Raw genomic sequence first — 11,785 nt, 5'->3', positions numbered from 1 at the left:
AGATTGTATTGGTCTTGAAATAGCGCAGGGTTTGGGCTAATCACTTAGCTTATCGCGCGGCAAGTTGTTCTACTTTCTTCAGCCATTTTGCTCGTTGATCTGCTGTTGAGTTTCGAACAATTCCAATGTAAGTTACTTTAACCTTAGACACACCACAGAACTGAAGGGTTGATTTTTTTAATTGATTCACACTTGGTCTGCCGTACATTAAACGATAATACCAACCGGGTTGATCAAGTGTAGTGATGATATGAGCTGTTTTTCCTTTTAATAATTTATCCCACAACATGCTATTCTCGCGATATTGATAAGTAATTCCAGGTAAAAAAGTGCGGTCAATAAAACCTTTTACTAAAGCAGGCAATCCACCCCACCAAACTGGATGAATCCACACCAGATGATCTGCCCATTGAATTGTTTGAATGGCATCCAACAAATCTGGTTCTAGCTCCATTCGCTTTTGGTAACCGAAACGCAAATTAGCATCAAAAGCAAGATCAGCAATCGTGATTATTTTGATCTCTACTCCTTTTGTTTTTGCACCTTTTTCATACGCTTCAACCAATCCCTTAGTAAAAGAAGCGGAATTAGGATGTCCATTTATAATTACTATTTTTTTCATTGTAGTCCTTTGTTTTACTGCTTTATTATTCAATCCTGCAGACATTAGTTTAACAAAGGTACTAGGCCACTTAGCTTAAAATCCTAGACAAATGTCTAAAAAGTAATCTCTTTTCGAATTCTACTTAAATGGCGTTGTGTAATGCCTAAATAGGAAGCTAAATATTGTAAGGGAATGGATTGAATAAAATTAGGATGATTCAATACTAAATTTTTATAGCGTTGTTGGGCGGTTTCACGTTGCAATTGCATCACGCGTTGTTCGAGTTCCAAATACTGCTGTTCTGCTATTACTTTTAAGAAGACAGTCCATTGGGGCAATTGATCCGCTAAGAGTGCGAGGTCTTTTTGCTGAATAACCCAAAGTACGGCTGGTTCAATAGCTTGAATATTTTCTACACTTTTTCCTTGGGTGATAAAAGCAGAATAGGCTCCTATTAAATCATTGGGAAAGCGAAAACAATAGGTCAATTCATTTCCAGTATCCGTCGTATAAAAAGAACGGAAAAGCCCAGATTCAACAAAAGCAATTTCCTCACAGTAATCCCCTTCTCGGATTAAAAAGCTGTGTTTAGTTAAATGACGTGGTTGAAATAAAGCAACAATAGTAGCTATTTCTGCTGCAGTAAATAAATTAAATCGATCAAAAAATGTAGGAAGCATAAAAACTCTTTCTATTGTAAAAATACACTTAATTTATCTATTTCTAAATGACAGTGAATACAAATGGGCAAAGAATCCCTTTGCCCATTTGTATTTCTTTTTTTATATCATTTACTTTTTACTCAATTCTAAAGCTAAATTTAGTTCCGGATCCTCAACGGTTTGTAATCCTTTTTGAAACTGATCCGCTGAAATAGTAAAATGAGGTAACACTCCCCTACATGCGGAATCTTTATTTGCAACGGTGTTGAAAAAGATTTCAGATCGCGGCAAAACAACAATTGAGGCCGTGTGTGGTAATTTATAGTTTAAGAACCAAGCGGCTGTTGTAAAATTACTGCAACTTTGTGTTTCTTGACCAGCAATTGGGCCTCTTTCATTCAGTTCAAACATATAAGCAAAATAGGCTGCTGCAGAAAGTGTATTGTTGTTTTGTAAAAGAATCACATTTCCTGTAAAAGCATTTTTATCTTGCGGGTAATTTTCTACATATGATTCATCCAAACGATTATTGCCATAATAAAACCCATCACTTTCATTTTTATCAAAACGTTGTTGCATGAAATTGTCGTAGGCTATAATATCCGTGTTATTTAATAACTTACTATTTTCATCAATCAGGTTTTCTCTGACATTAATGGTCGGCACTTTCGTTGCGTATTTGTAGATATTTTTAAAGTGCTTTTCTTTGCTGATAAAAGAATAAAATAAAGGAATGTTAGACAACGCACCACCGGCATTATCTCGAATATCAATAATCACCTGTTTGATGTTCTTCGTCTTAATATCTGTAAAAATAGTATTTAAAATATAATACGCATATTCTTCAGATAGGTTAAATGACTTAATAGAAAGGAGATACGTATCTTTATCTACTTGAGATCCATAAATGCCTGTATCATACGCTAGTAGGTTCAAAGGTAAAATAGCCTTTCTTCCATTGTAATTATAGCGCTCATAATCAACGGACTTTACTTCTACTGTTTTTAAATTTCCGTTAGCTTCTTCTTTATACACTAACGTAAAAGAGGTTGCTTTTGGAAATCGAAAAGATAGATATTGACTAAATTCTTTCTGAGTACTCGCTTGAATATCACCATCTACTCTATTGGGAATTTGATTGAGGATATCCCCTACTTTTATTTGATTGACGCTAATCAGTTCTGCACCTTCAGGTATTTCCTTCGTATATTGATTAATAAACACTCTATTGTCATATACGGTTGTTTTAAAAGGAAAGAAGGACATATTTTTAAGCACCTGATCAAATAAAGTTGGATCTGGAACAAGACTTGCATGTGCATCTCGTATTAAGCTTAAAGGTTCAGATAAATAAAAATTTTCTATCGTTGGCTCTTTTTCAATCTTCTTTCGCAAGACAGTCGCTTTTTGATCAAACTCCTTTTCTGTAATAAAGCGAAAGGGATTAGGATGTTGTTCTTTAATCACTTTTACCATAAAGTCGAAATCAGTAAGAAGCCCCTCTTTGGTCAATTTATCGTAATCTTGTTGCGCAAATGCACAGAAGTGACAGAAAAAGCCTAGAATAAGTGCTGTTTTTATTTTTTTCATCTGTTTGAATTAAATTTTACCCTACAAAAATAAGAATCCAAAATGATTTAATCATATTTTGACTTAAATAAATGATTATAACTTAACTAAATTTAAAATATCGTAATAAAATAACAATTAAATTATTGGATATGTATTTTTAATATAATTCCAAACACAATATGTAATTACACCAGAAGTAAAAAAGACAATTAAATAGCATTTTATTTAAAAAACGTAATAAACTTTCGTTAAACACTTTATTTTATAGGAATAAATTTGAAGTTTATAATTTATTTTACATCTAATAAAACCTTATCAATGAAATTAAATGTAAAATTTATGCTAGCACTTAGTCTGTTGCTAGCCACAATGAGTTGTACAACAGAAGAAAGTATTGTTGCCAAAAATGACCAAGTACGTATCCAATACCTCAAACCAACGTATGATGGAACAAATACCAATTTTGTTTTCAATGTACAATCACTAGAAAGTAGTATAAACTATATTTTTGTTGAAGCTATAACCAGTGAAAACAAAAAACTAACGTCTGATAAAATACTACTACACAAAGGAGAATCTAAAGAAATTGTCATTCAAAATTCAGGTTTACACCTTACAGAAGGCTATATTAAAAGTTATCAAGTTCGCGTTATTCCTTTTTATTTTCCCGAAAATCCTAAATTCCCTCCGTTTCAACCTCTACCACGTCCTGATGTTCGTTATTAAATAAACAAGGATAAAACAGTATACTTATTTTAATTTCTTTTTCAAATTAAAATAAGCGTATTTCTAAATCTATCTAAAGTTTTGTCTATTTTTGGCCCCTTTGAACCCCATGCAGGGGTATGGTTAAAAATAACAGGATATGACACACGAAACAACCCCTATTCGCATAGGTATTGTAGGATATGGAAATTTAGGAAGAGGCGTTGAACACGCAATTGCTCAAAATAAAGATTTAGAACTAGTTGCTATTTTTACAAGACGTTCACCTGAATCGTTGCCAACAACATCGAAAGTAGTTGCTTTAGATCAAGTATTGGAGTATAAAACTAAAATTGACGTGATGATTTTATGCGGTGGATCTTCTACCGATTTACCAGAACAAGTCATCCAATTGGCAACTCATTTTAATACGGTAGATAGTTTTGATAATCATGGTGAAATACCCGCTTATTTTGCTAAAGTAGAACAATGTACAAAGGCCAATCAAACCTTGAGTCTAATCTCAACTGGTTGGGATCCAGGTTTATTTTCTATGTTGCGTTTATTAGGAGAGAGCATTCTACCGCAAGGAGAAACCTATACCTTTTGGGGTAAAGGATTAAGTCAAGGACACTCTGACGCTATTCGCCGTTTAGCAGGTGTTAAAAATGGTGTTCAATATACACTTCCAATTGAAAAAGCATTAGAAGAAGTACGCGCAGGTCAAAATCCAACATTTACTGCAGCTGAGAAACACCAAAGGGTATGTTATGTCGTAGCTGAAGAAGGTGCAGATCAACAGCAAATTGCACAGGAGATTCAAACGATGCCCAATTACTTCGAACCTTACCATACAACGGTTCACTTTATTTCGGAAGAAGAATTAAAACTGAATCACAGTGCGATGCCTCATGGCGGATTTGTTTTGCGATCAGGCGAAACAGGAGATGGAAATCAACAGCATATGGAATTTGGTTTAAAACTAGAGAGTAATCCAGAATTTACGGCTTCTGTTTTAGTAGCTTTTTCACGTGCGATTGCCAAAATGGCAAAAGAAGGACATATTGGAGCGAAAACTGTATTCGACATTCCATTAGGCTATTTATCGCCTAAATCACCCGGACAATTACGCGCTGCACTTTTATAAGGGAAGCGACTTAAAAATACAAAGGGCGTACGATGAATCGTACGCCCTTATTTTATTTTTTATACTAGGATTAATTTCCTTTGAAATTAGGTTTTCTCTTTTCTACAAAAGCCCCTATCCCCTCTTTTTGATCCGCGGTATGAAACAATTCGCCAAATAAGGCTCCTTCTTGCTTTAATCCATCTGCTAAAGATAAATCAAAACCAGTGTGCATTGATTCTTTTGCTTTCGCTACTGCAATTGGCCCTCTAGAAGCAATCGTTTGAGCCATAGCAGATGCTTGATTCAACAACTCCTCCGGAGCAATTACGCGATTAACAAAGCCCATCGCCTCACAAGCTGCCGCAGAATAGAAATCGCCCGTAAAGACCATTTCTTTTGCTTTATAAAGTCCAATAGCACGAGGTAAACGCTGTGTTCCACCAAAGCAAGGCAATAAACCTAATGTAGATTCAGGTAAACCAAATTTAGCCTTTTCACTCGCTAAAATGATATCACAAGATAAGGCTAATTCGCAACCTCCACCTAAAGCAAAACCATTGACTGCTGCAATAACTGCAAAAGGCAAAGCTTCAATCGCATTAAAAGCAGCTTGTGCCGTATACGAAAATTCCGTTGCCTCTGCTGCTGTCATACTTTGCATCGCTTTGATATCAGCTCCTGCAACAAAAGCTTTTTCTCCAGAACCCGTAATAATCAAAACGCGAAGATCGCTTTTGCTTTTTGCTTGTTCTGCAAATGATTTTAATTCTGCTAATACCGTATTATTCAATGCATTTAACGCATCTGGACGATTGATTGTCAAGGTGCCTACATATCCATCTTGTTGGTATTGTAACGTCTCAAAATTCATAACTATTGCTGGTTTAAAAATTTAATAATACTAGAAAAATCGAACTTGCCATTTCCTGCTTCGCTCCACATTCTATACAAGTTAAGTGCTGCACTTCCTAATGGAGTTGAGCTCTTTGTATCTAAACTAGCCTCTGCAGCTAATCCTAAATCTTTCGTCATTAAATCCACAGCAAAACCACCAGCATATCCTTTTGATGCTGGCGTATTCTCAGCCACACCTGGATAAGGATTATAAACTTCCAAAGACCAGTTTCTACCTGAGCTTTTTTGCATAATCTCGCTCAATACTTTAGGATCTAATCCATGACGTACTCCCAAGTTAATTGCTTCTGAAGTACCAATCATGTGAATAGCCAGCAACATATTATTGCAAATCTTAGCTACTTGTCCTGCTCCTGATTCACCAGCATAAAAAATGTTTTGCCCCATTCCTTCTAAGATAGGTTTTGCTCTATCGAAATCACCTGCAGCTCCTCCAACAATAAAAGTTAAAGTACCTGCTTGTGCTCCTGCAGTTCCTCCAGATACTGGAGCATCAATCATTGCATGTCCTTGTGAAACTGCTAAAGCAGCAACAGAACGAGCCGTAACTGCATCAATTGTACTACTGTCAATTAATACAGCGTGCGGTTGCAATTGAGCCATAAATTCCACCGTATACAAATCTGCAACGTGTTTACCAGAAGGTAACATAGAAACAACTACTTCTGCTCCTTTTGCTACTTCTAAAGCTGATTTTGCAACTTTTCCTCCTTGAGCAACCAATTGATTTAAAGCTACTTCACTTAAATCAAATCCCGTTACTTCGTGTCCTTTTTTTACTAGGTTGGCAGCCATTGGACCACCCATATTTCCTAAGCCTATAAAAGCTATTTTTGCCATACTTTTTCGTTTTAGTTTGTACCTAAATCCTTTAAAACGCAATTCTCTTTCGTCCAAAGAGGCTTGAAGTAACTCTCCACCCAATCAGACGTAACATCTTCTAAAGTAGCAGGTTGCCATTTAGGAGATTGATCTTTATCTACCAGTAAAGCACGTACACCTTCTGCAAAATCAGGATGAATACAACATTGACAAGCCAAGTTTAATTCCGTTTGGAATACTTGAGCTAAGCTGTAGTCTTTTCCGTCTTGTAGCTGTTTGAAAATAATATGCGCAGAACTTGGTGAGCCTTTTTCAAAACTCTGTACCCCCGTTTCAATCCAACTATCTTTGTCTTTGTAATTCATCAAAATAGTGCGGAATTCTTCCAGCGTATTGACTGACTCAAATTGTTGAATAAACGATTGATGCGCTTCAGCTTGTGAAGCACCAATTGTATACGGTTGTGCCAATGTGGTTAACATCTCGTCTACTTGTGCTTCTACATGTTCCGACCAAGTAGCTTGAATTAAAGCATCAACCACCGCTTGTTTGGCGGTTGATTCCATATAATAATCAGCTAGGCCTAAGAATCGACAATCAGCAGCATCTAAACGAGCACCTGTTAATCCTAAGTATACTCCATACGCAGAAGGCATGCGATTTAAAAACCACGTCGCTCCTACATCTGGAAATAATCCAATGGTAATTTCAGGCATCGCTAATTTGCTTCGCTCCGTTACAATACGGTGTGAAGCGCCTACCATGACACCAATACCGCCACCCATAACGATACCATGTCCCCATACAATAATAGGTTTTGGATAGGTGTGAATGGCGTAATTTAAAGCATATTCTTTCGCAAAGAAATCAAAGCAACCTTGCGGTACTTGCGTTGCATCTACTTCACGTTGTGCAAGAATATTGTCATACAATTGTCTGACATCTCCTCCAGCACAAAGCGCTTTTTCTCCCGCTCCTTGAATAAAGATACAAGCAACCTCACTTGAATTTTTCCACGATTCTAACGCAACTGTTAGTGCTTCAATCATTTCTAAATTCAGTGAGTTCAACGTCGCTTCTGAATTCAACGTGATAAAACCTACTTTATTCTTTATTTCTGTTAGTATTAAACTCATGATAGATTAACGTATTTCAGCAGTTGCTCCTTCTTCTAATATCTTTCTTGATATCACCAATTTCATAATTTCATTGGTTCCTTCCACGATTTGGTGTACTCGAGCATCACGCATTAAACGTTCTACAGGGAAATCTTGCGTACATCCATAACCACCTAATAGCTGTAAGGCATCATTACATACCGTAAAACTATTATCTGTAGCTAAGCGTTTTGCCATGGCACAATAAGTTGTTGCGTTTACATCTTTAGAATCTAGCTTAAAAGCAGCTAAATAAACCATTTGACGCGCTGCAACTAGCTCTGTTACCATATCTGCGATTTTAAACTGTAACGCTTGGAATTGAGCTAATGCTTTGCCAAACTGCATGCGTTCGTGCATATAGCGCTGAGCTAAATTCAGGGATCCTTGAGCTGCTCCAACAGAACAGATAGCTACGTTGATACGTCCTCCATCTAAACCTTTTAAAGCAATCTTGAAACCATCTCCTTCATTTCCTAATAGGTTTTCAGCAGGAATTTCTACTTGATCTAAAAAGATAAAACGGGTCGGTTGTGTATTCCAACCTAGTTTCTTTTCTTTTTCGCCAAAGCTAATTCCTTTTGCATCCGCAGGGACAACAAAGGCACTAATTCCTCTTGCTCCTGCTTCTCCAGTACGAGCCATTACAACAAGGTAATCACTCTCTCCAGCTCCTGAAATAAAGGCTTTTGTTCCATTCAAGATATAGGTGTCTCCTTGTTTTACTGCTGTTGTTTTCAAACTAGCAGCATCCGAACCTGAATCAGGCTCAGTTAAACAATAAGACCCAAATTTCATTCCTGACGCCAATTCTGGACAAATCGCTTGTCTTACTTGCTCTTTTCCATATTGGTCAATCATCCACGTTACCATATTGTGAATGGTAATATAAGCGGTTGTAGACGGACAAGCCGCTGCTAATTCTTCAAAAATAATAGCAGCATCTAATCTTGAAAACCCTAATCCTCCTACATCTTCTCGGGTATAAACCCCACAAAATCCTTGTTCTCCCGCTTTTTGAATGGCTTCACGTGGAAATATTTTATTCGCATCCCAATCTGAGGCATAGGGTGCTAATTCTTTTTCTGCAAAACTCCTTGCCGCATCTTGAAAAGCTAATTGATTTTCATCTAAATTAAATTGCATAATACTCTTTCCTCCTTATTTAAGATTAATCGTCATATTCACATTTCCTCCAGGTACATCTTCCTCAAACCAACGTGCTGTGATTGTTTTGGTCTCTGTATAGAAGCGAACTCCTTGTTTTCCATACGAGTGTAAATCTCCGAAGAATGACTTACGCCATCCTGTGAAAGAGAAGAACGGTAATGGCACTGGAATTGGAAGGTTCACTCCAATTTGTCCTACTTGAATCTCGTGTTGGAATTTACGAGCTGCTGCTCCTGAATTAGTGAAAATTGACGTACCATTTCCATAAGGGTTGTCATTGATGATTTGAATCGCTTCATCTAAAGTATCAGCCGTTACTAATAATAAGGCAGGTCCAAAGATTTCTTCTTTATAGATATCCATATCCGTTGTTACTTTATTAAACAACGTCGGCCCTACGAAGTAACCTTTTTCATAACCTGGTACAACACAGTCACTTCCGTCTAATAAAACTTCTGCTCCTTGGTCATAACCACTCTTAATCAAACGCAATACTTTTTCTTTTGCTTGCTTGTTGATTAGCGGTCCATATGCTGCTGCATCGTCCGACCAAACACCCGGTTTGATTGTACTTAATGCATTTTTAATATCATTTACCCAATTTTGCGCTTCTCCTACTAATACAGCTACACTAATAGCCATACAACGCTGACCTGCAGCGCCACAAGAAGCTCCAACTAAGTTATTGATTACTTGTTGTTTATTTGCATCTGGCATAACAACCATGTGGTTTTTTGCTCCACCAAATGCTTGTACGCGTTTTAAATTATGCGTTCCTGTACGGTAAACATGTTCCGCTACTGGCACCGATCCTACAAATGAAATAGCGCGAATATCCTCATGATTTAAAATGTGATTCACTTGGTCTTTTGATCCGTGAACAATATTTAAAACTCCTTTAGGGAATCCTGCTTGTTGGAATAACTCAGCTAATTTCATAGCCGTCATAGGCGCTTGCTCAGACGGTTTTAAAATAAAGGTATTACCACAGGCAATTGCCATTGGGAACATCCATAAAGGAATCATCGCTGGGAAGTTAAATGGTGTGATTCCGGCACAAACTCCTAACGGTTGAATATAGCTATATGTATCTACTGCACGAGCCACATTTTCAACAGTTTCACCCATCATTAAGGTAGGGATTGAACAAGCGTGTTCTACTACTTCAATTCCTCTCCATACATCTCCCATCGCATCAGCAAACGTCTTTCCGTTCTCTGTTGCTAAAATCTCTGCGATTTCTTTTTGATGCTCTTTTAGTAAATGTTGGTATTTTAAAAATAATCTAGCGCGCTCTGGTGTAGCAACTTCTTTCCAAGTTTTAAATGCCTCACCGGCTAAAGCAATCGCCTGATCAATTTCTTTTAATTCCGTTAACGGCACTTCTGCGATAATTTCTTGTGTTGCTGGGTTTTCAACTGGTAAATAGGCTGTAGCAGTACTTGCGGTAAATGCACCGTTTATGTATAAGTTTATTTTTTGTGTCATAGTTGTTATAATTTATTGGGGTTGGTTGGTGGTTACTTAAGGAACAAGAGTTGATTTTTCAATCAACTCTTGTGTAAGTATAAACTTAGATAACTAGTAAGTCAACAAACTCGTTTACATTTAGATTAATCAAAGTATCATAATCTAAAGAGTTTTCCATTACTACTCTCTGTTGTTTTTCTGGGTAAACGCGAGCTAAGTTAATTTTGTATTTTTTAATTAACTCCGGAATTCCTTCTTCTCTTCTGCGTTTGTGTCCGATTGGGTATTCAACAACTACTTCATCAATTGATGATCCATCGTTAAATGTAATCGTCAATGCGTTAGCAATTGAACGTTTTTCTGGATCGAAATAATCTTTTGTAAATTGAACGTCTTCTACACATTCCATTTTATCGCGTAATACGTCGATTCTTGCATCAGAAGCAATATTATCTTCATAATCTGCAGCTGTTAATCTTCCGTGGATTAATGGAACAGCAATCATGTATTGAATACAGTGGTCACGGTCAGCTGGGTTGTCTAATGGACCTTTTTTGTCGATAATACGGATAGCCGCTTCGTGTGTACGAATCGTGATTTTCTTGATATCTTCTGTAGATTTTCCTAATTCTTTTAATTTCCCGTGTAAAGTCATTGCTGCTTCAACTGCTGTTTGCGAGTGGAACTCAGCTGGGAAAGAAATTTTGAATAATACATTCTCCATTACGTATGAAGAGTAATCTCTTTGGAATTTAAACGCATTTCCTTTGAAAGAAACGTCATAGAATCCCCATGTTTTAGCTGTTAATACAGATGGGTATCCCATTTCTCCTGTTTTAGCCATTAAAGCTAAACGCACTGCACGAGATGTTGCATCTCCAGCAGCCCAAGATTTACGGCTTCCTGTATTTGGTGCATGACGGTACGTTCTCAACGCTTGTCCATCAACGAAAGCTAAAGAAATAGCATTGATCAACTCATCACGTGTTAAGCCAATTAACTTTCCTACAACTGCTGTAGATGCTAATTTTACTAATAATACGTGGTCTAATCCAACGCGGTTAAACGAGTTCTCTAAAGCCATTACTCCTTGCACTTCGTGTGCCATGATCATTGCTTCTAAAACTTGTTTCATTTTTAAAGGTGCTTTTCCTTCTGCGATGTTTGTTCTTGACAACCAATCTGCAGTAGCTAAAATACCTCCTAAGTTATCTGAAGGGTGTCCCCACTCTGCTGCTAACCAAGTATCATTAAAGTCCAACCAACGCACGATTGTTCCAATGTTGAAAGCAGCTTGAATTGGATCTAATTGAAATTGTGTTCCTGGAACTTTTGCTCCATTTGGAACGATTGTTCCTTTTACAACAGGTCCTAATAATTTAGTACATGCTGGGTATGTTAGCGCTTCCAAACCACATCCAATCGTGTCTAATAGACAGTAATGTGCTGTTTTCCAAGCTAAATCATTCTTAATCTCATAGTTTAATACGTAATCCGCAATGTCCACTAATACTTGATCTGGTTGTGGTCGTTCGTTTGAAATGTGTAATGACATTTTAAATTCTTATTTTTTAGTTAT

Annotated in this window: 11 protein-coding genes; 2 read left to right on the top strand and 9 right to left on the bottom strand. The window is 37.0% G+C overall.

Going from position 1 to position 11,785, the window contains the following annotated elements:
* Positions 1-49: 49 nt before the first annotated feature.
* The 3 genes from ACUTSE_RS08830 to ACUTSE_RS08820 form a co-directional block, all read right to left on the bottom strand.
* Positions 50-622, bottom strand: a complete 573-nt coding sequence (locus ACUTSE_RS08830; RefSeq protein WP_445639941.1) for an NAD(P)H-dependent oxidoreductase — start codon at positions 620-622, stop codon at positions 50-52.
* Between the two features lie 95 nt (positions 623-717).
* Entirely contained in the window at positions 718-1,284 is a 567-nt protein-coding gene (locus ACUTSE_RS08825) for a Crp/Fnr family transcriptional regulator (protein WP_445639940.1), read from the bottom strand.
* A gap of 111 nt (positions 1,285-1,395) precedes the next feature.
* Positions 1,396-2,856, bottom strand: coding sequence for a S41 family peptidase (locus ACUTSE_RS08820; RefSeq protein WP_445639939.1), 1,461 nt, complete (start codon positions 2,854-2,856; stop codon positions 1,396-1,398).
* 300 nt (positions 2,857-3,156) lie between these two features.
* On the opposite strand from ACUTSE_RS08820, the gene ACUTSE_RS08815 reads away from it, so the two are divergent.
* The gene (locus ACUTSE_RS08815; RefSeq protein WP_445639938.1) at positions 3,157-3,564 is read left to right on the top strand and encodes a hypothetical protein; all 408 of its coding nucleotides are present in this window, start codon (positions 3,157-3,159) and stop codon (positions 3,562-3,564) included.
* 139 nt (positions 3,565-3,703) lie between these two features.
* Positions 3,704-4,690: a diaminopimelate dehydrogenase gene (locus ACUTSE_RS08810; protein ID WP_445639937.1), complete on the top strand. Its 987-nt coding sequence runs from the start codon at positions 3,704-3,706 to the stop codon at positions 4,688-4,690.
* Between the two features lie 70 nt (positions 4,691-4,760).
* Here the strand turns inward: ACUTSE_RS08810 and ACUTSE_RS08805 are convergent, their stop codons facing one another.
* The 6 genes from ACUTSE_RS08805 to ACUTSE_RS08780 all read right to left on the bottom strand — a co-directional run bounded on the left by ACUTSE_RS08805 (position 4,761) and on the right by ACUTSE_RS08780 (position 11,761).
* Complete coding sequence (locus ACUTSE_RS08805; RefSeq protein WP_002992354.1) at positions 4,761-5,543, bottom strand: enoyl-CoA hydratase/isomerase family protein; 783 nt, start codon at positions 5,541-5,543, stop codon at positions 4,761-4,763.
* Positions 5,544-5,545: 2 nt separating this feature from the next.
* Positions 5,546-6,427, bottom strand: a complete 882-nt coding sequence (gene mmsB / locus ACUTSE_RS08800; protein WP_445639936.1) for a 3-hydroxyisobutyrate dehydrogenase — start codon at positions 6,425-6,427, stop codon at positions 5,546-5,548.
* Between the two features lie 11 nt (positions 6,428-6,438).
* Positions 6,439-7,545: an enoyl-CoA hydratase/isomerase family protein gene (locus ACUTSE_RS08795; protein ID WP_445639935.1), complete on the bottom strand. Its 1,107-nt coding sequence runs from the start codon at positions 7,543-7,545 to the stop codon at positions 6,439-6,441.
* Between the two features lie 6 nt (positions 7,546-7,551).
* Entirely contained in the window at positions 7,552-8,712 is a 1,161-nt protein-coding gene (locus ACUTSE_RS08790) for an acyl-CoA dehydrogenase family protein (protein ID WP_445639934.1), read from the bottom strand.
* A 15-nt stretch (positions 8,713-8,727) separates the two neighbouring features.
* Complete coding sequence (locus ACUTSE_RS08785; RefSeq protein WP_002992350.1) at positions 8,728-10,224, bottom strand: CoA-acylating methylmalonate-semialdehyde dehydrogenase; 1,497 nt, start codon at positions 10,222-10,224, stop codon at positions 8,728-8,730.
* Between the two features lie 85 nt (positions 10,225-10,309).
* Entirely contained in the window at positions 10,310-11,761 is a 1,452-nt protein-coding gene (locus ACUTSE_RS08780; protein WP_002992348.1) for a bifunctional 2-methylcitrate dehydratase/aconitate hydratase, read from the bottom strand.
* Between the last annotated feature and the right edge of the window lie 24 nt (positions 11,762-11,785).

The organism is Myroides sp. TSA_177.3, assembly GCF_052691955.1.
Note: the sequence above shows the minus strand (reverse complement) of the source record. Positions and strands in the feature narration are given on the sequence as shown.